The 23,279-nt window shown below is 65.9% G+C and carries 25 protein-coding genes; 20 read left to right on the top strand and 5 right to left on the bottom strand.

The features are described 5' to 3' along the window. Positions 1–18: 18 nt before the first annotated feature. From ACQR1E_RS19260 to cynS, 6 genes are all read left to right on the top strand, one after another. Positions 19–1,155 carry an acyl-CoA dehydrogenase family protein gene (locus ACQR1E_RS19260; protein ID WP_434862770.1) on the top strand — a complete coding sequence of 379 codons (1,137 nt, stop codon included), beginning with the start codon at positions 19–21 and terminating at the stop codon, positions 1,153–1,155. Between the two features lie 49 nt (positions 1,156–1,204). Then, positions 1,205–2,080 (top strand): sulfurtransferase, encoded by an 876-nt coding sequence (locus ACQR1E_RS19265; RefSeq protein WP_315714850.1) that lies wholly within the window; start codon positions 1,205–1,207, stop codon positions 2,078–2,080. A gap of 95 nt (positions 2,081–2,175) precedes the next feature. Continuing rightward, complete coding sequence (locus tag ACQR1E_RS19270) at positions 2,176–3,561, top strand: CmpA/NrtA family ABC transporter substrate-binding protein (protein WP_434862769.1); 1,386 nt, start codon at positions 2,176–2,178, stop codon at positions 3,559–3,561. A gap of 214 nt (positions 3,562–3,775) precedes the next feature. Continuing rightward, a complete protein-coding gene (gene ntrB / locus ACQR1E_RS19275) occupies positions 3,776–4,615 on the top strand; it encodes a nitrate ABC transporter permease (RefSeq protein ID WP_315749290.1) in 840 nt (279 codons plus the stop codon). Positions 4,616–4,773: 158 nt separating this feature from the next. Beyond that, complete coding sequence (locus ACQR1E_RS19280; protein WP_315749291.1) at positions 4,774–5,676, top strand: ABC transporter ATP-binding protein; 903 nt, start codon at positions 4,774–4,776, stop codon at positions 5,674–5,676. Between the two features lie 46 nt (positions 5,677–5,722). Continuing rightward, positions 5,723–6,211, top strand: a complete 489-nt coding sequence (cynS, locus tag ACQR1E_RS19285; RefSeq protein ID WP_315749292.1) for a cyanase — start codon at positions 5,723–5,725, stop codon at positions 6,209–6,211. A gap of 74 nt (positions 6,212–6,285) precedes the next feature. Here cynS and ACQR1E_RS19290 read toward each other — a convergent pair whose 3' ends face one another. Next, positions 6,286–6,609 (bottom strand): DUF1476 domain-containing protein, encoded by a 324-nt coding sequence (locus ACQR1E_RS19290; RefSeq protein ID WP_315714845.1) that lies wholly within the window; start codon positions 6,607–6,609, stop codon positions 6,286–6,288. A 310-nt stretch (positions 6,610–6,919) separates the two neighbouring features. On the opposite strand from ACQR1E_RS19290, the gene purC reads away from it, so the two are divergent. The 7 genes from purC to ACQR1E_RS19325 all read left to right on the top strand — a co-directional run bounded on the left by purC (position 6,920) and on the right by ACQR1E_RS19325 (position 12,515). Further along, on the top strand, positions 6,920–7,687 hold the full coding sequence (gene purC, locus ACQR1E_RS19295) for a phosphoribosylaminoimidazolesuccinocarboxamide synthase (RefSeq protein WP_016843454.1): 768 nt from the start codon (positions 6,920–6,922) through the stop codon (positions 7,685–7,687). Positions 7,688–7,700: 13 nt separating this feature from the next. After that, on the top strand, positions 7,701–7,943 hold the full coding sequence (gene purS / locus ACQR1E_RS19300; protein ID WP_315706343.1) for a phosphoribosylformylglycinamidine synthase subunit PurS: 243 nt from the start codon (positions 7,701–7,703) through the stop codon (positions 7,941–7,943). A gap of 3 nt (positions 7,944–7,946) precedes the next feature. After that, positions 7,947–8,126 (top strand): hypothetical protein, encoded by a 180-nt coding sequence (locus tag ACQR1E_RS19305; RefSeq protein WP_434862768.1) that lies wholly within the window; start codon positions 7,947–7,949, stop codon positions 8,124–8,126. A 4-nt stretch (positions 8,127–8,130) separates the two neighbouring features. Then, positions 8,131–8,832, top strand: coding sequence for a phosphoribosylformylglycinamidine synthase subunit PurQ (gene purQ / locus ACQR1E_RS19310; RefSeq protein WP_315714844.1), 702 nt, complete (start codon positions 8,131–8,133; stop codon positions 8,830–8,832). Positions 8,833–8,989: 157 nt separating this feature from the next. Next, a complete protein-coding gene (locus ACQR1E_RS19315; RefSeq protein ID WP_316185389.1) occupies positions 8,990–9,565 on the top strand; it encodes a hypothetical protein in 576 nt (191 codons plus the stop codon). Between the two features lie 211 nt (positions 9,566–9,776). Further along, positions 9,777–11,039: a DUF1236 domain-containing protein gene (locus ACQR1E_RS19320; RefSeq protein WP_434862811.1), complete on the top strand. Its 1,263-nt coding sequence runs from the start codon at positions 9,777–9,779 to the stop codon at positions 11,037–11,039. 165 nt (positions 11,040–11,204) lie between these two features. Then, positions 11,205–12,515: a cation:dicarboxylate symporter family transporter gene (locus ACQR1E_RS19325; protein ID WP_316185240.1), complete on the top strand. Its 1,311-nt coding sequence runs from the start codon at positions 11,205–11,207 to the stop codon at positions 12,513–12,515. A 2-nt stretch (positions 12,516–12,517) separates the two neighbouring features. On the opposite strand, the gene ACQR1E_RS19330 is transcribed toward ACQR1E_RS19325, so the two are convergent. Beyond that, positions 12,518–13,462 (bottom strand): LysR family transcriptional regulator, encoded by a 945-nt coding sequence (locus ACQR1E_RS19330; protein WP_316172184.1) that lies wholly within the window; start codon positions 13,460–13,462, stop codon positions 12,518–12,520. 98 nt (positions 13,463–13,560) lie between these two features. Here ACQR1E_RS19330 and ACQR1E_RS19335 point away from each other — a divergent pair, with 98 nt between their 5' ends. From ACQR1E_RS19335 to ACQR1E_RS19355, 5 genes are all read left to right on the top strand, one after another. Beyond that, positions 13,561–14,376 (top strand): alpha/beta fold hydrolase, encoded by an 816-nt coding sequence (locus tag ACQR1E_RS19335; RefSeq protein WP_316185242.1) that lies wholly within the window; start codon positions 13,561–13,563, stop codon positions 14,374–14,376. A 13-nt stretch (positions 14,377–14,389) separates the two neighbouring features. Continuing rightward, on the top strand, positions 14,390–14,938 hold the full coding sequence (locus ACQR1E_RS19340) for a carboxymuconolactone decarboxylase family protein (RefSeq protein WP_316185244.1): 549 nt from the start codon (positions 14,390–14,392) through the stop codon (positions 14,936–14,938). A gap of 2 nt (positions 14,939–14,940) precedes the next feature. Further along, the gene (locus ACQR1E_RS19345; protein ID WP_315750012.1) at positions 14,941–15,741 is read left to right on the top strand and encodes an SDR family NAD(P)-dependent oxidoreductase; all 801 of its coding nucleotides are present in this window, start codon (positions 14,941–14,943) and stop codon (positions 15,739–15,741) included. 16 nt (positions 15,742–15,757) lie between these two features. After that, a complete protein-coding gene (locus tag ACQR1E_RS19350) occupies positions 15,758–16,618 on the top strand; it encodes an amidohydrolase family protein (RefSeq protein WP_315749300.1) in 861 nt (286 codons plus the stop codon). 174 nt (positions 16,619–16,792) lie between these two features. Further along, on the top strand, positions 16,793–17,530 hold the full coding sequence (locus tag ACQR1E_RS19355) for a tetratricopeptide repeat protein (RefSeq protein WP_316186836.1): 738 nt from the start codon (positions 16,793–16,795) through the stop codon (positions 17,528–17,530). Between the two features lie 244 nt (positions 17,531–17,774). Here the strand turns inward: ACQR1E_RS19355 and ACQR1E_RS19360 are convergent, their stop codons facing one another. Beyond that, positions 17,775–18,257 (bottom strand): PaaI family thioesterase, encoded by a 483-nt coding sequence (locus ACQR1E_RS19360; RefSeq protein ID WP_315714838.1) that lies wholly within the window; start codon positions 18,255–18,257, stop codon positions 17,775–17,777. A 196-nt stretch (positions 18,258–18,453) separates the two neighbouring features. Between ACQR1E_RS19360 and purL the strand changes: the two genes are divergently transcribed. Further along, entirely contained in the window at positions 18,454–20,664 is a 2,211-nt protein-coding gene (purL, locus tag ACQR1E_RS19365) for a phosphoribosylformylglycinamidine synthase subunit PurL (RefSeq protein ID WP_316186835.1), read from the top strand. 190 nt (positions 20,665–20,854) lie between these two features. On the opposite strand, the gene ACQR1E_RS19370 is transcribed toward purL, so the two are convergent. Next, positions 20,855–22,051, bottom strand: a complete 1,197-nt coding sequence (locus ACQR1E_RS19370; protein WP_316186834.1) for an acyltransferase family protein — start codon at positions 22,049–22,051, stop codon at positions 20,855–20,857. A 436-nt stretch (positions 22,052–22,487) separates the two neighbouring features. Here ACQR1E_RS19370 and ACQR1E_RS19375 point away from each other — a divergent pair, with 436 nt between their 5' ends. Then, positions 22,488–22,661, top strand: a complete 174-nt coding sequence (locus ACQR1E_RS19375; protein WP_012045337.1) for a DUF1328 domain-containing protein — start codon at positions 22,488–22,490, stop codon at positions 22,659–22,661. Positions 22,662–22,743: 82 nt separating this feature from the next. Here the strand turns inward: ACQR1E_RS19375 and ACQR1E_RS19380 are convergent, their stop codons facing one another. After that, a complete protein-coding gene (locus ACQR1E_RS19380; RefSeq protein ID WP_316170319.1) occupies positions 22,744–23,109 on the bottom strand; it encodes a DUF427 domain-containing protein in 366 nt (121 codons plus the stop codon). Positions 23,110–23,279 lie beyond the last annotated feature (170 nt).

Raw genomic sequence — 23,279 nt, forward strand, 5'->3', positions numbered from 1 at the left:
AGCGTAGCGGAGGACGTCATGAACTCAGTAGTCTCGGGTTCACTCGGACAGCATCTGGCGCTCGATGGCGCGGGCGTCATGCCCATACCGTCGACCGTGGAGCAGGTCACGGCGATCGCGCGCAAGGAGCTCGCGCCGCTGGCCGCTGGCATCGACGCCGGGACGGTGTACCCGGCCGACGTGCTCCGCCGCTTCGGCGAGGTCGGCGCGTGGAGCAGCCACGTGCCGGAAAATGGCGCGGCGGATCTCAACTGCGCGATCGACACCATCGGCGCGATTGGTGAGGTCTGCGGCGCCTCTGCCTTCATGGCGTGGTGCCAGAACACGCTGGTCTGGTACATCGCCAACTCGCCCAACAAGGCGCTCGTCGGCCGTCTTCTCGACGACGCCGCCAGCGGCCGGTTGCTCGGTGGCACCGGCTTGTCCAATCCGATGAAGAGCTTCTTCGGCATCGAGAAGCTCAAGCTCAGGGGTCGCAAGGTCGAGGGCGGCTACGTCGTGCGCGGCGTGCTGCCTTGGGTCTCGAACCTCGGGCCGGACCACATGTTCGGTACGATCTTCGAGCGTGAGGACGCGCCCGGCGAGATCGTGATGTTCATCGCCGACTGTGCCGATCCGGCGGTGACCCTGCAGCCATGCCAGCCGTTCCTGGCGATGGACGGCACCGGCACCTACGGCATCCAGTTTCGCGACCTGTTCGTGCCGGACGAACTGATCCTGGCCGATCCCGCCGGTCCCTTCGTCAAGAAGATCCGTGCCGGATTCATCATGTTGCAGGCCGGCATGGCGCTCGGCCTGATCAAGGACTGCATCAAGATCATGCAGGAGGTCGAGGCGCCGCTCGGCCACGTCAACCGCTATCTGCCGCAGCAGCCGGTCGATTTCAGCGCGCTCGCCGATGAACTCGCGAAGGAGACGGCCGAACTCGCCAGCGATCCGTTCAACCCCGACGAGACCTATTGGCGCAAGGTCGTGGCGCTGCGCCTGCGTGCCGGCGAGGCCAGCGTCGCTGCGGCTCATGCCGCGATGCTCCATTGCGGAGCCCGCGGCTACCTCAAGGGCAATCGCGCCGAACGTCGCCTGCGCGAGGCCTATTTCGTCGCGATCGTGACTCCCGCGACCAAGCAGCTCCGCAAGATGCTCGCCGACGGCTGACGCCGGCGAGAACGGCAAACCAACAAATCCCAACCAGGAGAGGCCTGCCATGACGGACGTTCTGATTACAGCCGGCGAACTCGCTGAGTTCACCAAGACCGAGCCGTGTGTCGTGATCGACACCCGCAATCCCGATGCCTACGCCGCGGGACATCTTCCCGGCGCCGTCAACGTCCACGAGATCTTCACCTATCTCGCGACGTCCACACCGGAAGGCATGGAGGAACTGAAGACGAAGTTTGCGGACGCGTTCGGCGCCGCCGGCCTTTCGGGCGCCGAGACCGCCGTCGTCTACGAACAGTCGATGAACTCCGGCTTCGGCCAGTCGTGCCGCGGCTATTTCCTGCTCACGATGCTCGGCTATCCCAAGGTCAAGGTGCTGCATGGCGGCTACGATGCCTGGGTGGCCGCCGGCATGCCGGTGACGACCGACGTGCCGTCGCCGGCCAAGGCCTCGTTCGCCATCGTGCCGGAGGCGGGCAGCATCCTGATCGACGCCAAGGCGATGCTGGCGGCGGTTGGCAATCCCGCTATCGCGATCCTCGACGTCCGCGATGTCGATGAGTGGATCGGCGATTCCTCCTCGCCCTACGGCAAGGATTTCTGTCCGCGCAAAGGCCGCATCCCCGGCGCCGTCTGGCTCGAATGGTACCGCATGATGAAGCCGACCGCCGAAGGCCCGCGCTTCAAGTCGAAGGACGAGATCCTCGCCGAATGCGCCACCGTCGGCATCACGGTCGACACGCCGGTTTATCTCTACTGCTTCAAGGGCGCACGGGCCTCGAACACCTTCCTGGCGCTGAAGAACGCCGGCGTGAAGGATGTGCGGATGTACTTCGGCTCGTGGAACGAGTGGTCGCGCGACCCGTCGCTGCCGATCGAGGAAGGACTTCCGATGCCGGCGATGACCAGCAAGGCGGCATAGAAGCTGCATGTTAAGCACGTCCGGCCGCTGAAAATGCGGCCGGATGAGCAGTTCGAAGGCGCTGACAGCGCAGATGTGACAAAGGGGCGCAGCACATGTCGATTTTCGATGATCCGTTCGATGCCGATTCACGCGTGAATGCCGGTTGTATCTGCGGCCAGCATCGCAGGCCGGCCGAACATGAGCACGCCGCGCTGGCGCTGCGCTGCGAGCCCGTGGCGCACTCCACCGAGAAGCGCTACGAGAACGTGGTCGCGTCAGCCGTGCTGCGCGCGGTGTTTCCGCAAGCCGCCACCCGCCGCGCGTTTCTGAAGTCGGTCGGCGCCGCCACCGCGCTCGCCGCAGTGTCCCAGTTCTTCCCGCTGAAGACCGCGACCGAGGCGTTCGCCGAAGCGGGCACGCCCGAGAAGAAGGATATCAAGGTCGGCTTCATTCCGATCACCTGCGCGACCCCGATCATCATGGCGGCGCCGCTCGGCTTCTATGCCAAGGCCGGGCTGAACGTCGAGGTCGTCAAGACCGCCGGCTGGGCCGTCATCCGCGACAAGACCATCAACAAGGAATACGACGCCTCGCACATGCTGGCGCCGATGCCGATCGCGATCTCGCTCGGCCTCGGTGCACAGCCGATCCCGTTCACCGTGCCCGCGATCGAGAACATCAACGGGCAGGGCATTACGCTTGCGATGAAGCACAAGGACAAGCGCAATCCGAAGGACTGGAAGGGCATGAAGTTCGCCATTCCGTTCGACTATTCGATGCACAACTATCTCCTGCGCTATTATCTCGCCGAGCACGGCATCGATCCCGACACCGACGTGCAACTGCGCTCTGTCCCGCCGCCGGAGATGGTCGCGAACCTGCGCGCCGACAATATCGACGGCTTCCTCGCGCCCGACAACATCTGCCAGCGCGCGATCTTTGACGGCGTCGGCTTCCTGCACATCCTGTCGAAGGAGATCTGGGACGGTCACCCCTGCTGCAGCTTCGCGGCGAGCCGCGAGTTCATCACCACGGCGCCGAACAGCTTTGCCGCTCTCACCCGCGCCATCGTCGATGCCACCGCGTACGCGTCGAAGGCTGAGAACCGCAAGCAGATCGCGGAGGCGATCGCTCCGGCGAATTACATCAATGCGCCGGTGACCGTCATGGAGCAGGTCTTGACCGGCACCTACGCCGATGGCCTCGGCGGCGTGAAGACCGATCCGAAGCGCGTCGATTTCGATCCGTTCCCGTGGCAGTCCTTCGCGGTGTGGATGCTGACGCAGATGAAGCGCTGGGGCCAGATCAAGGGCGACGTCGACTACAAGGCGGTCGCGGAGCAGATCTATCTCGCCACCGACACCCGCAAGGTCATGACCGACATGGGCCTGACGCCGCCGAAGGACTCCTACAAATCGTTCTCGGTGATGGGCAAGCCGTTCGATCCGACCAAGCCGGACGACTACGTCGCCAGCTTCAAGATCAAGAAGGCGTCGTGATGGGAGGAATGGGCGCGACGCTGCTGGCCGCGACAATCGCGATGGACACGACGCTGCCGATCAAATCATCGGTGTCGTCCCCGCGAACGCGGGGACCCATACGCCGTGAACTCGCTTGTGGCAGGAATGGCGACGACGATCTTTTTTACCAAGTCTGGACGGTGGTTATGGGTCCCTGCGTTCGCAGGGACGACACCGTGAGTGGAGCGCCGGCATGACCGCCTCTCTTCGCCTCCGCGCCGCCGTGGTTTCCATCGTGCTGCTCGCCGTGTTCCTCGGCGCCTGGCATATCGCGACGCGCAGCACGGGCGCCGCGGCCAACATGAGCCCGGAATACGCCAAGCTGATGGGCATGACGGCCACGCAGGGTAAGTCGGCGATGCCCGGGCCGCTCGATGTCGGTGCCAAGCTGTGGGAGCATCTGCGGCGGCCGTTCTACGACAATGGTCCGAACGACAAGGGGCTCGGCATCCAGCTCGCCTTCTCGCTCGGGCGGGTCATGCTCGGCTACCTGATCGCAGTCGCGGTCGCGATCCCGCTCGGCTTCCTGATCGGCATGTCGCCCTTGATGAGCAAGGCGCTCGATCCGTTCATCCAGATTCTCAAACCGATCTCGCCGCTCGCCTGGATGCCGCTCGCGCTCTACACCATCAAGGATTCCAGCCTGTCGGCGATCTTCGTGATCTTCATCTGCTCGGTGTGGCCGATGCTCATCAACACCGCCTTCGGCGTCGCCAGCGTGCGCAAGGAATGGATCAACGTCGCCCGCACGCTCGAGGTCGGGAATTTCCGCCGGGCCTTCACGGTCATCCTGCCGGCTGCGGCGCCGACGATCCTCACCGGCATGCGGATCTCGATCGGCATCGCCTGGCTCGTCATCGTCGCCGCCGAGATGCTCGTCGGGGGCACCGGCATCGGCTACTTCGTCTGGAACGAGTGGAACAACCTCTCGATCACCAACGTGATCATCGCGATCCTGCTGATCGGCCTGGTCGGCATGGTGCTGGATCAGATCCTGGCCCGCGTGTCGCGGCTCGTGACGTTTCCGGAGTAGGGCATGATCAGGCGAACTGCTGCAAGGTGCGCAACTCCGTTCCCCTCCCCCTTGCGGGGAGGGGTCAGGGGTGGGGGTGCCCCACGCGCGAGTCTTCGTGGGGGACCCCCCTCCCTGACCCTCCCCCACAAGGGGGGAGGGAACGGAAAGACCTTCCTATGACCGACAAGTTCATCTCCATCGAAGGGATCGCCAAGCGCTATGATGGGGCGCGCAGCACGACGATCTTCGAGAATCTCTGGCTCGCGATGGCGCGCGGCGAGTTCGTCTGCGTGATCGGGCATTCCGGCTGCGGCAAGACCACGGTGCTGAATGTTCTTGCCGGCCTCGACGTGCCGAGCGAAGGCGCCGTCATCGTCGACGGCCAGGCCATCGAAGGTCCGAGTCTCGACCGCGCGGTCATCTTCCAGAGCCATGCGCTGCTGCCGTGGCGGACGGTGCTCGGCAACGTCGCCTATGCCGTCTCGTCGAAATGGCGCAAATGGGATCGCGCCAAGGTCAAGGCGCATGCGCTGAAATACATCGAGCTCGTCGGCCTGTCCGGCTCCGAGCACAAGCGGCCGTCGGAGCTGTCCGGCGGCATGAAGCAGCGCGTCGGGATTGCCCGCGCGCTCTCGATCACGCCGAAGATCATGCTGATGGACGAGCCGTTCTCCGCGCTCGATGCGCTGACGCGCGGCACCCTGCAGGACGAGGTCCGCCGCATCTGCGTCGAGACCGGGCAGACCGTGTTCATGATCACCCACGACGTGGACGAAGCGATCTATCTCGCCGACAAGATCGTGCTGATGACCAACGGACCCGGCGCGGTGCTCGCGGAGATCGTCGAGAACCCGCTGCCGAAGGACCGGCTGCGCGGCGACCTGCATCGCCATCCGCTGTACTACGCGCTGCGCAACCACATCATCGATTTCCTGGTCAGCCGCAGCAGGACCTTCACCGCCGAGACGCCCGATTACGACCCGCGCAAGGTGCCGGTGGTGACGATCGGGCGCAGCGAGCCGACGATCGTCGCGTCCAACCCGGTCGAGAACGACGCGCCGCAGGCGATCGCCCGCTGACGCCCAGCCGGAAGAAACCCATCAACGAAGACAAGGGAGACCAAGCATGAAGCGATCCGACCTCACCGAGAAGCTGCTCGACATCAAGCGCGAGAAGGGCTGGAGCTGGAAATACATCTGCGAGCAGATCGGCGGCTATTCCGAGGTGCTGATTGTCGGCGCCGTTCTCGGCCAGATGAAGCTGACCAAGCCGCAGGCGGCGAACGCCGGCGAGCTGTTCGGCCTGTCCAAATCCGAGATCGCGATGCTGAACGAGACGCCGATGCGCGGCGAGGGCGTGCAGATGCCCCCGACCGATCCCTTGATCTACCGCTTCTACGAACTCGTGATGATCAACGGCCCGGCGTGGAAGGAGCTGATCCAGGAGGAATTCGGCGACGGCATCATGTCGGCGATCGATTTCGACATGGTGATGGAGCGCCTGCCCAATGCCAAGGGAGACCGCGTCAAGATCACGATGTCGGGCAAGTTCCTGCCGTACAAATATTACGGCGCCAGCGGCAACGTGCCGGAATACGGCTTCAAGGAAGAGTAAGCGAGTAGCGAATTGCGGGTAGCGAATAGGGGCAGGAGATCCCTATTCGCTACTCCCTATTCGCTATTCGCCTCTCACTGTCCCGCCTTGACCTGCGCCACGGCGGTCACCAGCAGCTCGCTCATCTTCGCGCGCACGTCCGCCTCGGTGACGGCCGCGCCCTTGGCGGTGAGGTCTCCCAGCACCTTGCGCAGCACGTCGGCATCGCCCGCTTCCTCGAAATCGGCCGCGACGACCTCCTTGGCGTAGGCGTCGGCGTCAGCGCCGGACTTGCCGAGCTTTTCGGCTGCCCACAGGCCGAGCAGCTTGTTGCGGCGGGCTTCTGCCTTGAACTTCAATTCCTCGTCATGGGCGAATTGCTTCTCGAAGGCGTCCTCGCGCTTGTCGAACGTGGTCATGGTCGGAACTTCCAGTGTTGCCGAAGAGGGTTAACCGCGCAGGCGGTTGCGGGGCGGTGGCCGCACGCCTAAATAATTGGAACATCTTGCCAATACAACGGGTACGAGGCCGCAGGGAAGGGCGGTAAAACTCCGCTCCCGAGGCCCGGATCGATTGTGCTCGGGACACCAATGAGATAGGTTTCCCACAGGCCCGGTTCTTGTTCTGTTTCCGTCCGTCCGGGCCCTCGCGGCAGCTCCGTCGTGGTCCTGTCCAAAGTCATCCGGAGCCCACCATTTCATGGATTTCAACAAAACACGGTACATCCCAATGAGCCGTCGGCGTCGCATTTATGAAGGCAAGGCCAAGGTCCTGTATGAAGGCCCCGAGCCGGGCACCCTGATCCAGCACTTCAAGGACGACGCCACCGCCTTCAATGCCAAGAAGCACCAGGTGATTGAAGGCAAGGGCGTCCTCAACAACCGGATCTCGGAGTACCTGTTTCAGCACCTCAACGACATCGGGGTTCCGACTCACTTCATCCGCCGGCTCAACATGCGCGAGCAGTTGATTCGCGAGGTCGAGATCGTGCCGCTCGAGGTCGTCGTCCGCAATGTGGCGGCGGGCTCGCTGTCGCAGCGCCTCGGCATCGAGGAAGGCACCCAGCTGCCGCGTTCGATCATCGAATTCTATTACAAGAACGACCAGCTCAACGACCCCATGGTGTCGGAGGAGCACATCACCGCGTTCGGCTGGGCGACGCCCCAGGAAATCGACGACATCATGGCGCTCGCCATTCGCGTCAACGACTTCCTGACCGGGCTTTTCCTCGGCATCGGCATCCGCCTGGTCGACTTCAAGATGGAATGCGGCCGGCTGTTCGAGAACGAGATGATGCGCATCATCGTCGCCGACGAGATTTCCCCCGATTCCTGCCGGCTGTGGGACATCAAGTCGAACGAGAAGCTCGACAAGGACCGCTTCCGTCGTGATCTTGGCGGCCTTCTGGAGGCCTATACCGAGGTCGCCAAGCGGCTCGGCATCCTCATCGAGAACGAGCGCCCGGCGGGCTCCGGCCCGGTCCTGGTCAAGAGCTAAAAGGGAACAAGACGTGAAAGCGCGTGTCACGGTGACGCTGAAATCCGGCATCCTCGATCCGCAGGGCAAGGCGATCGAGGGCGCCCTGAAATCGCTCGGCGTCGACGGCGTCGCCAGCGTGCGGCAGGGCAAGGTGTTCGACATCGAGCTCGCCGGTGCCGACAAGGCCAAGGCGGAGGCCGCCCTGAAGGCGGCCGCCGACAAGCTGCTGGCGAATACGGTGATCGAGAATTACCGGGTGGAGTTGCTGGGGTAGGCAATGGCCGTGATCGACCGCGAGATCTACGAGCTTCTGCTGGAAATCCCGCGTGATCAGGTCCGTGTCGAACATTCTGTCGATGAGCTGCTTGCTGGTGTGCGAGCGTTGAACAGAGAGCTCTCGTCGGACTCACACACTCTCGCGACGCTGCGAGGGGATCATTATCGAGCAAACACGTAGCATCATGAAATCCGCCGTCCTCGTCTTCCCCGGCATCAACCGCGAACGCGACATGGCCCGCGCGCTGCGCATGATCTCCGGCCATGAGCCTGCGATGGTCTGGCACGCCGAGACGTCGCTGCCGAAGGGCACCGACCTCGTCGTGGTGCCCGGCGGCTTCTCGTATGGCGACTATCTGCGCTGTGGCGCGATCGCGGCACGGGCCCCGGTGATGGACGCAGTACGCGATTTCGCCGCCAAGGGCGGCTTGGTGCTCGGCGTCTGCAACGGCTTCCAGATCCTGTGCGAGTCCGGCCTGCTGCCGGGCGTGCTGATGCGCAACGATAAGCTGAAGTTCATCTGCAAGGACGTGCATCTGCGGGTCGAGCGCTCCGATTCGCCGTTCACCCGCGGCTACAATGCGGGTCAGGTCATCCGCGTGCCGGTCGCTCACGGCGAGGGCAATTATGCGGCCGACGAGGAGACCTTGAAGCGGCTCAATGGCGATGGGCGCGTGCTCTATCGTTACTGCTCAGCCGATGGCGAGGTCGGCGACCTCAGCAACATCAATGGCGCTGCGCATTCCATCGCCGGCATCGTCAACGAGAACGGGAATGTGCTCGGCATGATGCCGCATCCCGAGAATCACGTCGAGGACATCATGGGCTGCACCGACGGCCGTGGCCTGTTCGCCGGCCTCGTCGCCCATCTCGACCGCGCGGCCTGATCGGCGGGCTGCGCCCGTGACGTTTCCGTCGGGCCGCTCGCCCGGCCCGACCCACAAACGACCGATTGGTGATCGAGGTTGCGGGACGTCCTCCATCTCCCGGATCGTCCCTGACGTCCGTCCTGCCTGCCACTTCCTCGATCCCGACGGTGCCTTGATGTCGACGCTGCCTCTCACTCAGCGCGCCCTGCGCTGGCTTCTCCTGTCCGTGTCACTCTCGCTCGTCACGGGCGTTGGCGCCGCTCGGGCCGAGACCCCGTCGACGACGCCGTCGGTCGCCACACCGCCTCTGCCGTTCACCGTGGGCGGCTGGAAACCGCAGCGGCCGAACGGCACCGATGTGACCTTCTTCCTGTGCGACGATGCGAAATGCGGCCCTGGCTCGAAGGTGAGCTACCGGCTCTACGGACCCAACACGACGATGACGATCGAGCAATTCCGCGCCTCCCAGGACCAGACCGTCAAGCTGCTCGACCAGCGCGTGCCGGGTCAGACCACGACGATTCTGGGCGTCGAGGGCGGCAAGGGCAGCGGGCTGCCGCGCATGTTCTATGCACGGCGCCTGAAAGTGTCGCCAGGCGGAGAGAAGGAATATCAAGTGAGCGGCATGCTGTTCGGCGCGAGAGGCAGTGCCAGCCTGATCAGCTCCGCGACTGGCGAGGCGAACAGCACGGCCAACTTCAAGCAATTCGCGGTCCCGGTCATGCTTCTGCTCGCGCCACGGTCAAAATGATCGCGTGACGGCGCGCCGAAGCCGTTCATCAAAATCGTTCCGGAGTTTTTTCTCGCGCCGTCCGGCAACGCCGGGCGGCTGTTTGCGTTGTCCGCCAGCGAATGGGGCAGGGATCCAAGGAGGTTCTCATATGACGACGAAACATTGGCTGGGAACGGCCGCGATCATCCTGGCGATCGGCACGGCATCAGGTGCATCGGCGCAAGGCGACATGAAGCGCGAGGGAGGCCCGGCCGCTGCTACGGCGCACGAGGCCACGCGTCCGGCTGCCGAGGCGAAGGGAGAGGCAAAGGGCGGCGCCGCCGCGGCGGAACGTGCCGGCGCCGAGGCAAAGCAGAGCGCGCAGGAGCAGCGCCGTGGCGAGCCTTCATCCGCAGCAGGACGCGAGCAGGCTCAGGAAAGGTCCTCCGAGCGGTCGGCACATGATGCCAAGCAGAGCGCCGAGAGCAAGGGCGGTGCGGCCGCCGAGCGTGGCCGCGAGGCCAAGGAGAGCGCCGAGTCGAAGTCGTCGACTGACAGCAAGCAGGCCGACAAGCAGTCTGACAGCAAGAGCAAGGCTGAGTCGAAGCAACAGCAGGGGCGCGCCGACGAGCCGCGCAAGGGCGAGGATCGCGCCGCCGAGAGCAAGTCGGGGGCGACGGATCGGAAGTCCGACCGTGAGGCCGATCGCAATGATCACGATAAGGACAAGACCCGGCAGAGCCAGGACGAGCGCAAGACCGGCACGTCCGACGAGGCCGCGGACAAGCAGACCGGCGACCGCAGCAAGCAGGCCAACCAGCCGAACGCGGCCGACAGCAAGAACACGACCGCGCAGCAGAACCAGCCGACCGGCGCCGGTCAGCGTGATCAGACCGGGCAGGCCAACAATCAGACCCAGCCCAATGGCAGCCGCTCCAGCACGCAGGTGTCGGTCAACGAGCAGCAGAAGACCCGCGTGGTCGATCAGCTCAAGCGCGATCACGACTTCGACCAGGCGCGCACCAATCTCAACATCAACATCAATGTCGGCGAGCGCCTGCCGGAGCGCGTGCGGCCGCGTCCGCTGCCGTCGGACATCGTGACGATCGTGCCGGAATATCGCGGCTACGAGTACACCGTGATCCATGACGAGATCGCGATCGTCGACCCGCGCAGCCGCGAGATCGTCGACGTAATCCCGCAGAACGGCATGCGCGCGGACCGCGGCTATGATCGCGGCGGCTATGGCGTCGGCTCGACCCGCATCGTGCTGTCGGACGATCAGCGCCAGATTCTGCGCCGCGCTGCCACCGAGACGGGCACTGTGGGCTCGACGACATCGTCGTCGTCCTCGTCCGGATCGAGCTGCCTGAGCCTGCGCCGCGTGCCCGATGAGCTCGCGCGCAGCAATCCGGAGCTGGCCAACTACCAGTATCTGGCGATCGGCGAGCAGGTCGTGCTGGTCGACCCGCGCGATCAGAAGGTGGTGCAGGTCATCGACCAGCAGCAGTAGGGCCGAGGCGCGGCTGCGCCTTGTCTCATCGATGACCTCTCTTGCCGCTGCGGCATGGGAGGTCATCGAAAGATTGATTTGGACATAGCACGTCCGGCTCTGCTTCAGTTCGCTCACAACGGGGAACGAGATTCCATCTCGTCCACAAGGGGAGCGAAACGAGCCATGGCGATCATCCGCCAGCTGTATGTCCAAGTCCTGATCGCGATCCTGCTCGCGATCGCCGTCGGCCTGCTGGCGCCAGAGGCGGCCGTTCAGATGAAGCCGCTCGGCGATGCGTTCATCGCACTTCTGCGCATGATGCTCGGGCCGATCATCTTCTGCTCGGTGGTGCTCGGGCTGACGCATGTCCGCGATATGAGGCAGCTCGGCCGGCTCGCGTTCAAGTCGCTGCTGTATTTCGAGATCCTGACCACGCTCGGCATGGTCGTCGGCTTCATCGCGGTCAACGTGTTCCAGCCCGGCGACGGGCTCCATGCCGGCAACCTCGCGCTCAATGACAGCGTGACGCGCATCTCCAACGCCGCGAGCAATTTCACGGCTATCGGCTTCTTCCTCAGCATCATCCCGACCACGATCGTCGACGCCTTCGCCAAGGGCGAGATTCTCCAGATCCTGTTCATCTCGGTGACGGTGGGCGCGGCGCTGAGCGTCGGCCTGAAGACGGAGTCGGCGATCCTGCGCGGCATCGAGGAGGGGCAGGACGTGCTGTTCCGCATGCTGGGTTTCATCATGAAGCTGGCGCCACTCGGGGCGTTCGGCGCCATGGCGGCGGCGATCGGCACGCATGGCGGCGCCACGCTGCTCTATCTCGGCAAGGTCGTGCTGCTGTACTGGATCACGGCGGTCGTCTTCGTCGCAGTCGTGCTCGGCGGCGTGTGCGCCATCATGCGGCTGTCGCTGCTCAAGCTGCTGCGGCTGATCCGCGAGGAGCTGCTGCTGGTGCTCGGGACCGCGTCCGGCGAGGTTGCGCTGCCGCGGCTGATGCAGAAGCTCGAGCAGGCCGGCTGCGACGGCGCCATCGTCGGTTTCGTGCTGCCGGCCGGCTACAGCTTCAATCTCGACGGCACGGGCATCTACATGGCGATTGCCGTCGGCTTCATCGCCCAGGCCACCGACACGCCATTCAGCTACGGCCAGCAGCTGGCGGTGCTCGCGGTCATGCTGCTGACCTCGAAGGGCGGCACCACCGTCGCGGGCGGCGCCTTCATCAAGCTCGCGGCGACCCTGCAATCCGTCCGCGTGCTCCCGCTCAACGGCCTCGGCCTGCTGTTCGGCATCGACCGCCTGATGGCGACCTGCACCGCGCTCACCAACGTCGTCGGCAACACCGTTGCCGTGTTCGTCATCGCGCGCTGGGAAAATGCGCTGGATGCCGCCAGGCTCGATGCCTATCTCGCGGGTGGCGCCGCGTCGACGGCCGCGGAGGCGGCCGTCGACGAGGGCCACGCTGCAATCGCCGGTGCGGGCGAATGAGCTCAGCGCACGTAGTCGCCGATGATCTTGGCGCCGGGCCAGGCGCCGTCCGCCACGCTCTGCGCGATCACCTCGCGCATCAGCGCCAGCAGCTCGTCGGCCAGCCAGGTCGGCTGGCGTTCCCGCGGCATGCCGATCGAGACGGTCGAGATCAGCGGCGGCCGCTCGATCGACCGCACGGTGAGCTCGCCGCGCTTCGCCTCGGCAACGACCGCGGCATGGGCGAGGATCGTTGCGCCGAGACCGCGCCGAACCATGGCCTTCGTCATGCTCACGCTGTCGACCTCGAAGGCGACGTTGAGCCGCGTGCCGTTCTGGATCGCCGCCTGCTCGATCAGCCGCCGGTTGCTGTGCGGAAGACTCGGCAGGATCAGCGACAGCCCGGCCAGCTCGCGCCAGCCGATCGTCTCGGCCACGGTGTCGCCGCGCTTGGCCGGCGGCAGGGCGACGACCATCCGCTCGTGCAGGATGGGGGCCAGCGCGATGCCGTCGAGCGGCGGGGGATTGTAGAGCACGGCGATGTCGAGCCGGCGGTCCAGCAGCCATTCCTCCAGCGACGAGCTGATGCCCTCGCGGACCTGCACGGAGGCCTGCGGCCAGCGCCGGCGCAGTTCGACCACCACGGACGGCGCGATGCGCAGGCCCGCGACCGGCGGCACCCCGAGCGCGATGTGACCGGCGAAGCTCGAATCCGGCGAGCGCACCGCGCCCGGCATCTGGTCGATCTGCAGCAGCACGGCATGGGCGTGCTCGAGGAACGTCGTGCCGGCGCGGGTCAGGCGGACGCCGCGGCCGTGCCGCACCAGCAGCGCGACGCCAAGCTCGTCCTCCAGCTTCATCAGCTGCCGGCTGAGCGCGGATTGCGCGACATTAAGCAATGCCGATGCCCGGCTCAGGCTACCGGCGCGCGCCACCTGCACGAAGTAACGAAGCTCGCGGATGTCGATGGCCGTGTCCTCCGCGCCGCTGCCCGCCGCAGTTTATTGCAAGCGGCCCAGGGCGAGTCAAACCGCGCGCCGACAACGATGAGACGGGCGCCTCGCCGATGAACTTCATCCATCTCGACGGCTTGACGCTGCGCTATGAGCTGCGCGGCGGTGGCGCGAGGACGCTGGTGTTGCTGCATGAGCTCGGCGGCAGCATCGAAAGCTTCGATGCCTTGATGCTCGAGCTGCCCGACGACCTGCGGGTGCTGCGCTATGATCTGCGCGGCGCCGGCCTGTCGGAAAAGCCGCGCGCGCCGTTCGGCTTCGCCGATCACGTCGGCGACCTCGACCGGCTGCTGCGGGCGCTCGGCACCGACGGACCGGTCGATATCGCCGGCGTCGCCGCCGGTGCGGCGCTCGCCGTCAGCTTCGCGCTGGCGCATCCGCAGCGCGTGGGCGCGCTGGCGCTGTGCGCGCCGGCCCTCAGCGTCGATGCTGGTCGCGTGCAGTATCTGGCGGCGCGCTCCGCGCTCTGCATGCGCGCCGGCATGCGCGCTGTGGCGGCTGATACGCTCGATCGTTCCTATCCGCCGGTGCTGCGAACCGACCGCAATGCCTACCTCGCTTATCTCGGCCGCTTCCTCGGCAACGATCCGGTCGGATATGCCCATAACAACCTGGCGTTCGCCGAGGTCGATCTGCGCGAACGGCTCGCGGAGGTTCGGCAGCGCTGTCTGCTGCTTGCCGGCGCGCATGATCTGTTGCGGCCGCAGGCGCAGGTCGAGGCGCTCGCCCGTCTCATTCCCGGCGCGGCGTTCGCGACCGTCGACACGGCCGGTCATCTGATGCAGGTGCAGGCCCCGGCCGAGCTGGCGGGGCGGCTGACGGCTTTTCTTGCCACGCCCGCGGCACAGCCGATTCCTCGCGCCTCGTGACCAGGAGCATCGCATGCGCATCGAGGACCTTGCCCTGGCCGAGATGGACGAGACGCAGCGCGCGGTGGCCGAAGAGGCCATCGCCGGCCGGCGCGGCCGGATCCCGGCGCCGCTGCGGGCCTGGCTGCACAGTCCCGAGCTCGGACGCCGGGCCCAGAAGCTCGGCGAGTTCGCCCGCTACGAGACGTCATTGCCGCCTGCGCTGTCCGAGCTCGCGATCCTCGTGACGGCGCGGCACTGGACCTCGCATGTCGAATGGTATGCCCACAAGCGGGATGGGCTCGCGGCGGGCATCGCCCCGTCGGTCATCGACGCGATCGCGCAACGGCGTGATCCAGAGTTCACCGATCCGGCCGCGAAGCTCGTTCACGACTACACCCGGCAGCTGCTCGCCAGCGGCCGCGTGCCGGACGATCTGCACGCGCTGGCGGCCGCAACCCTCGGCACGCGCGGCGTCGTCGATCTCGTCGGCATCATCGGCTATTACGGGCTGGTGGCGCTGACCCTCAACGCGTTCGACATCGGCCTGCCCGATGGCGAGACGCCGGAGCTGGAGCCATGACCATGACGAAGCGCCTGGAGGGCAAGGTCGCGATCATCACCGGGGCCGGCTGCGTCGGTCCGGGCTGGGGCAACGGCCGCGCCGCGGCGGTCATCTTCGCGCGCGAGGGCGCCAGGGTCCTCGCCGTCGACCGCGATGGCAGCCGCATGGACGAGACGCTGGCGCGCGCCCTGGACCACGGCGGCGTCATCCAGGCCCACCGCTGCGACGTCACCGATGCGGCGGATGTCGCCGCGATGGTCGACGCCTGTATCGCAGCGTTCGGCCGCGTCGATATTCTGGTCAACAATGTCGGTGGCTCGGCGCCGGGAGGCCCGGTCGAGCTGAGCGAGCAGGGCTGGGACGCGCAGCTCGATCTCAACGTGAAGAGCGTCTTCCTCACCTGCAAGGCGGTGCTGCCGCACATGGCGGCGCAGGGCGGCGGGGCCATCGTCAACACGGCCTCCACCTCGGGCATCCGCTGGACCGGATCGGCGCAGGTCGGCTACGCCTCGGCCAAGGCCGCGGTGATCCAGTTCTCGCGCGTCGTTGCCGTGCAGTATGCCCCGCAGCGCGTGCGCGTGAACACGGTGGTGCCTGGCCAGATGCACACGCCGATGGTCGAGGCGCGCCTCGCCGGGCAGCGCGCCGGCGGCGATGTCGCGGCGCTGCTGCGGACGCGGCAGGCTCGCATCCCGCTCGGCTTCATGGGCGACGGCCGCGACACCGCCCACGCCGCGCTGTTCCTCGCCTCCGACGAGGCGCGCTTCGTTACCGGCACCGAGATCGTTGTCGATGGCGGCATGAGCGCCCGCTGTGACTGAACCCATGAGCACGGGCATGGCTGCCGTTTCCCGCGCATGGCCGGCGGGGGCCTGCGATGCGCATTGTCACATCTTCGGTCCGTTCGACCGCTTTCCGCTGCCCGACGATCGCAGCTTCACGCCGCCGGAGGCGCCGGAAACGGCGCTGCGCCGTTTGCACGATCGGCTGGGCATCGATCGCGCGGTCATCGTCCACAGCCAGGGTCATGGCCGCGACCATCGCCCGCTGCTCGATGCGCTGGCCGTGGGAGAAGGCCGCTACCGCGGCGTCGCCGTGCTCGGAGCGGAGGTCACGGCTGCGGAGGTCGCGCGCCTCGATAAAGCCGGCGTCTGCGGTGCCCGCTTCAACTTCCTGGCGCATCTCGGCGGCGCGCCGTCGGCGGAGCGCATGCGGGCCGTGCTCGCGCTGGTGAGGCCGTTCGACTGGCATGTCGCCATTCATGTCACGGCCGCCGATCTCATCCGCTATGCCGAGCTGATCGCGGCCATCGAGCTGCGCATGGTGATCGACCACATGGCCCGGCCGGACCTCGGCCGGAATCTCGGCGCCTGTCAGGCGATCCTGTGTCGCTTGCTCGACAGCGGGCGGGTCTGGATCAAGCTCAGCGGTGCCGATCGCATCTCGCGCGAGGGCGCGCCCTATCATGACGTTGTGCCGTTCGCCCGAAGCGTTGCCGCGCACGCCCCTGAGCGCGTGCTGTGGGGCAGCGACTGGCCGCACGTCAACATCACGGGACAAATGCCGGACGATGCGGTGCTGGCCGACCTCGTGGCCGAGATCGCGCCGTCGGAGACGGCGCGACAGCGGCTTCTGGTCGACAATCCCTCGGCGTTCTTTCGCTTCGATGAATCTCGCCGGGGCCCCGTGGGAGCTTAGCTACGAGCGTCGCGGAGGCCGCCGCCACAGGCGTGCGTCCATTGAACCTGCTGTGGCCGTGATGCGTCAAAACGGGATCGTCCGCAACGGCCTGCGTGAGCGCGGGATTGTCCGGGCTGGCCGGCCACGCTATCAACGTCGGCGTGTAAAATCTCGCCGAGTTGGGGATCTGCCGTGCCTATCGCGCTCGTCGTACTGCTGCTCGACATTTCGCTGATCTACCATGCGTCGCGGACTGGCCGTCTGCAGCCCTGGGCCTTCATCATCCTGATGGTGCCGATGATCGGCGCGCTCGCCTACATCGTCGTCGAGCTGGTGCCGGAATGGCTGGGCAGCCACGACGTCCAGAAGGCGCGCAAGCGCGTCGCCAACAAGCTGGACCCCGAGAAAGACTACCGCGAGTTGTCCGATCGTGTCGCGATCACGGACACGATCGCCAACCGCGCGGCGCTGGCCGAGGAATGCGTCGCGGTCGGGCGTTATGAGGAGGCCGAGCAGCATTACGATCACATCCTGAGCCTGCCGATGGGCCACGAGCCGCTGTTCGCGCTCGGCAAGGCCAAGGCGCAGTTCGCGCGCCGCCGCCCAGGGGATGCGCTGGCGACGCTCGACGAGCTGCAGAAGAGCTGGCCGGACTACAATTCGGCCGAGGCGCATCTGCTCTATGCGCGGGCTTTGCAGGAAGCCGGCCGCACCGACGAGGCCATCGAGGAGTACCAGGCGCTGCTGGACTATGCGCCGGGCAGCGAGGCGAAGGTCCGCTACGGCACGCTGCTCAAGCTGGTCGGCCGGATCGATGAGGCCAAGGTCGTGTTCACCGAGCTGCTGATCCAGATGAAGCGCGCACCACGGCATGTGCGCAAGGCGCAGGCCGAGTGGATCGCCCTCGCCGAGAAGCAGCTCGCGGGGTAGCTCCGCAACGGCAGGGTACATCTTCTCCGCGCGTCATTCCGGGGCGCGCGGAGCGCGAGCCCGGAATCCATAACCACGCATGTCTTGGGAGGCGGGATGCGCGTGGCGCAGTTCTTCGACCATTTTGCGGCTGTGGTTATGGATTCCGGGCTCATTCGCGCTGCTTCAAAATGGCTACGCCATTTTGCGCGCGAATGCCCCGGAATGACGGAGAGAGTTGAGCGCGATCCCCCTTGCTCCGTCCCTACGGCGAGTTCGCCGCCTCCGGTGTCCGCCGCCTGATGCGCTTGATGGTGCCGGAAAACGAGAACAGCGGCTTTGGGCCGGAATGCAGCATGCCGCGCAGGAAGATCAGCGAGGCGCCGGCGCGGGTGACCTCGCCGGTAGCCTCGATCAGTTCGCCCTCACGCGCGGCATCGAGGAACTCGGACGAGAACGACACCGTGACACCCGGGCCCTGCATGATCGGCGCGGCGAAGGCGAACAGGCAGTAGTCGGCGAAGGTCATCAGGCAGCCGCCGTGGACGTTACCGCCGCCGTTGAGGTGCTTCTTCTCGACCCGGAAGGCGCAGCGGATCGAGCCATCGTCCTCCATCCGGTGCCAGAATGGCCCGGTGTGGGATTCGTAGCTGTCGCGCATCCAGGTCCGCCAGCCGGCGAACTCGCCGTCGGTCGCGATGTGGATGCCAGGGCGGTTCTCGAAGGCGGAACGGGACAGGTCGTGCACGTGTCAGGGCCTTTAACTGTTGATTTACCGTCTTAAATCCGATTGGTCGCCAATCTGCAAATATCCCTTCTGGCGGTCCGGGCCAAAGCTCTGGACAGGGCGGAATAGGGCCGTAAAAGGCCTTTTCCCGCCCTGGCGATCTTTCTATGAAGCAGGCTTCAAGGGACCAGCGGCCCACGGGCAAAGGCATTTCTCCATGCGCAATGAACCGCAGATCACCCCCGAGCTCGTCGCCGCCCACGGGCTGAAGCCCGATGAATATGAGCGCATCCTGAAGCTGATCGGGCGAGTGCCGACCTTCACCGAGCTCGGCATCTTCTCGGCGATGTGGAACGAGCACTGCTCGTACAAGTCGTCCCGCATCCATCTCAAGGGACTGCCGACCAAGGCGCCCTGGGTGATCCAGGGCCCCGGCGAAAACGCCGGCGTGATCGACATCGGCGACGGCCAGGCCGTCGTGTTCAAGATGGAGAGCCACAACCACCCGAGCTACATCGAGCCGTATCAGGGTGCGACCACCGGCGTCGGCGGCATCCTGCGCGACGTGTTCACCATGGGCGCACGCCCGATCGCGTGCCTGAACGCGCTGTCGTTCGGCGCGCCGGAGCATCCCAAGACCCGGCATCTGGTGTCCGGGGTGGTGGCCGGCATCGGCGGCTATGGCAACTCGTTTGGCGTTCCGACGGTCGGCGGCCAGACCCGCTTCCACACCCGCTATGACGGCAATATCCTGGTCAACGCCATGGCGGTCGGCCTCGCCGACGCCGACAAGATCTTCTATGCGGCGGCTTCCGGCGTGAACATGCCGATCGTCTATCTCGGCTCCAAGACCGGCCGCGACGGCATCCACGGCGCCTCGATGGCCTCGGCCGAGTTCGACGATTCCTCGGAGGAGAAGCGCCCGACGGTGCAGGTCGGCGACCCCTTCGCCGAGAAGCTGCTGCTGGAGGCGTGCCTGGAGATCATGGCCGCCGATTGCGTGATCGCGATCCAGGACATGGGTGCGGCCGGCCTGACCTGCTCGGCGGTCGAGATGGGCGCCAAGGGCGACCTCGGCGTCGATCTCGATCTCGATGCCGTGCCGACCCGCGAGATCGGCATGAGCGCCTACGAGATGATGCTCTCCGAGAGCCAGGAGCGCATGCTCATGGTGCTGAAGCCGGAGAAGGAGAAGGAGGCGGAAGCGATCTTCCGCAAATGGGGGCTCGATTTCGCGGTGGTCGGCTACACCACGCCGAGCAAGCGGTTCGTGGTGAAGCATGGCGGCGACGTCATGGCCGACCTGCCGATCAAGGAGCTCGGCGACGAGGCGCCGCTGTACGACCGCCCGCACGTGGCCTCGTCGGCGCTGCCGGTGATCCATGCCCGCGAGGTCAAGCCGCCCCTGGACATCATCCCGGCCCTGGAGAAGCTCGTCGCAACGCCCGATCTGTGCTCCAAGCGCTGGATCTGGGAGCAGTACGACCATGTGATCCTCGGCAACACCGTGCAGCGCCCAGGCGGCGATGCCGCCGTGGTGCGCGTGCAGGATGGCCCGAAGGGGCTTGCGCTCACCGTCGACGTAACGCCCCGCTATTGCGAGGCCGATCCTTTCGAGGGTGGCAAGCAGGCCGTCGCCGAAGCCTGGCGCAACATCACCGCGGTCGGTGGCCGGCCGCTTGCGATCACCGACAATCTCAATTTCGGCAACCCGGAGCGGCCCGAGATCATGGGCCAGTTCGTCGGCTGCCTGAAAGGCATTTCGGAGGCCTGCCGCGCGCTCGACTTCCCCGTCGTCTCCGGGAACGTCTCGCTCTACAACGAGACCAACGGCCGCGCGATCCTGCCGACGCCCTCGATCGGCGGCGTCGGCCTGCTCGATGATTTCACCAAGTCGGCGAGCATCGCCTTCAAGGCCGAGGGCGAGGCGATCCTGTTGATCGGCGAGACCCATGGCTGGCTCGGCCAGTCGGTCTACTTGCGCGACGTCTGCGGCCGGGAGGAGGGCGCTCCGCCGCCTGTCGACCTCGCCGCCGAGAAGCGCATCGGCGATGTCGTCCGCGGCATGATCCATGCGGGCACGGCGACAGCTGCGCATGATCTGGCCGACGGTGGTCTGCTCGTCGCGCTCGCCGAGATGGCAATGGCCTCCGGCATCGGCGCGCGGCTGCTGGCCGCGCCTGCCTCGATCGTGCCGCATGCCTACTGGTTCGGCGAGGACCAGGCGCGCTATCTCGTGACGGTGCCGGAGACCGAGGCTGGCCGCGTGCTGGCCAAGATGCGCGGCGCCGGCGTGCCGTGCACGCGCATCGGCACGACAGGCGGCACTGCGCTGGCGATCGCCGGCGATGGTGCCGTCGAGGTCGCCGCGCTCAAGACGGGATTCGAAAGCTGGCTGCCCAAATACATGGGCGGGTCAGCCGCCTGACCCCGGACGCACGCCGCGGCTGTCACAGTCAGGCACGCTGGCAAACGACGACGGAGTTCGTCGTGAGAGCGTTGGCCTCGCCCAGCGTCATTGCGGGCGCAGCGTAGCAATCCAGGACCGCCATCCGCGGATGCGGTCTGGATTGCGTCGTCGCTGCGCTCCTCGCAATGACGGAGGAGGCAGGACCGTCCTACAACACGTTCTTCGCCCCCGGAATCTGCCTGAGCACCCAGGTCGCGCCCCAGCTCAGCAGCATGCTGCCGACAAAGGCGATCGTCGCCTTGGCGATGGCTGGCAGGCCGAAGTCGAACAGCCAGTACTGGATCCACAGCACGATCGGATAGTGTACCAGGAACATGCCATAGGCATCGGCCTGCATGCGATCGAGCACGGAGAATTCCGAGCGGCGGTTGTTCAGGAAGTAGGACAGGATCGCAAACAGGATCGCGGCGCTGAAGATGACGAACAAGAAGCCATAGGCCGCCTCGTACCATTGCGGCAACACGGGCGGATTGCCCAGCACTTGGCGCTTGATCGTGATGAGCACCCAGAGCAGCGCATAGGGCACGAGCGTGACCACGATCCAGGCCCCGAGTCCGCGCTGCGACATCTGCCCTTCTGCGGCCAGCAGGCCGCGTTCGAAATTGGCCGAGCCGATGCCAGCCCCGACGTAGAAATAGGCGGCGTAGAGCAAGACGCGGCTGGCCTGCACCGAGAGCGGCCCTGCCTCGAACCACAACGTCGGGCCGAAATAGAGCCGGGACGGGATGTAGAGCCCGCCCGTGATCAGCAGGAAGACGAAGAAGAAGTCGCGCGGATGCTCGAAGGCGCGCTGCGACAGCCGATTGATCGGATCCAGCAGGCGCGGCGAGACGCGGTACAAAAGGGCTGCCGAGGTGTCGAACGCCAGCAGCACCCAGATGAACCAGATCGGCCCGCTCGGCCATGGGCCGACCGTGACCGTCTTCCACCAGAAGGCAGCGAAGCGGGCGTCGGGATTGGCGCGCAGCTCGATCGCGTAATAGGCAAGCGGAATGACGGTCAGGGCCGCGATGGCGAAGGGCAGGCCAAGGCGCAATAGCCGGTCACGCAGGAACTGCAGCGTCGACTTGTGGGCAAGGCCCGACCACACGAACAGGCCCGACAGAAAGAAGAACATGGCCATGAAGAAGCTGTCGGTGGCCAGCACGATGGCGTCGAAACCGAGGAAGGACGTCGGATCGGTGTGCCCGAAATAGGTATAGGGAATCACGGCGTGGTGGAGCAGCACCACCAGCGTCAGGAATGTCCGGGCGTGATCGAGCGCGGCGTTGCGTGCCCGAGCGCGCGGGCGGGCCTGAAGCTCGACCTTTGCGGCCGCCGCCGATTGTGTAACCGATATGACCATACGCCCCCCCCGGCGTCGCTGCTGCCCGGCCCGTGCAGCGGATGTGACGTTCGCATCCTCCTTCGCCGCGGGGCGTCATGCAAACGTCGTCCAAGGCTGCGCGAGCTGGAATGAGTGGATGAGCTCGTGTGACCCTGTGGCACCGCCATTCGCTGGAGTCGCCCAAAAGCGAGCGAATGACGGCGCCGGACTACCAGATGTCGTCGTTGGTGCTGCAAATCAGCAAGTGCCGCGGTCCGCAAGCCGGTTTCTCACACACTCTGCCGATTTCCGCTCCGGATATCCTTACGAACCGACGACCTACGAAGTTACGGCCGGGACTGTCGTGGGTTGCGCATTTCTTCGGCACCGGGACCGATGGCCGAAGGAACCGGTTCCCCGCGTCATCGTTAGTGAGGCGCCGCGCCGGCGCGGCGCAGAACCGGAGGACCATACCGTGACTATTCTCAAATGGGCGCTGCTGTTCTTCGTGATCTCGGTGGTGGCCGGTATTCTCGGCTTCACCGGCATCTCGGCAGCTTCCGCCGACATTGCGCGGATCCTGTTCTATATCTTCCTGGTGATCTTCCTCGTGCTGCTGATTCTCGGGCTTACGATTTTCAGAGTGTAGCACGCCATCAGGTCAGTGACCGAAACGACCGCCGCGCCGGTATGGGCCTCGTGCCGGCCGCGCGGCGGGCTGTCACCGCAGTTCAATCAGCTGCGACCTCCTCGATCCGCACCTTGTCCGGATAGAACGCCAGGTGGCCCGAGATCTCGGTCATCGCCGGGAAGGGCGCCTCGTAGCTCCAGATCGCATTGTCCAATGTCTTGCCGTTGGCGATGACGCTGAAATAGCTCGCATCCCCCTTGTACGGACAATGGGTGACACGATCAGTCTTCTGCAGGGCCGCCATGTTGGCGTCGGCCCGCGGCACGTATTGAACCGCGGGGTAGCTCGCTTCCTTCAGCGTCAACGCGCGGGTGGTGTCGGCAATCACGACGCCGTCGGCGATCACCCGTACGCGTTTCGGATTGGGGGTGACGGTGATCGGATGATCCGGTCCTGGAAGCTTCATGTCGTCGTCCTCGCGATTCGGCCTTTTGGGTGCGTCACCCAGTCCGACACATCTCGTCTGATCCCGGTATATAGTGGTTCCGCGCGTGACCTCGAGAGCGGTTCGCGCTAGATTTCGCCATCACGGTCCCGCGAGAACGCCTTGATTCGCCGTGCTCGGCGGGCCACTGA

The sequence above is a fragment of the Bradyrhizobium sp. HKCCYLRH1030 genome (genome assembly GCF_051168395.1).
Classification (GTDB): Bacteria; Pseudomonadota; Alphaproteobacteria; order Rhizobiales; family Xanthobacteraceae; genus Bradyrhizobium.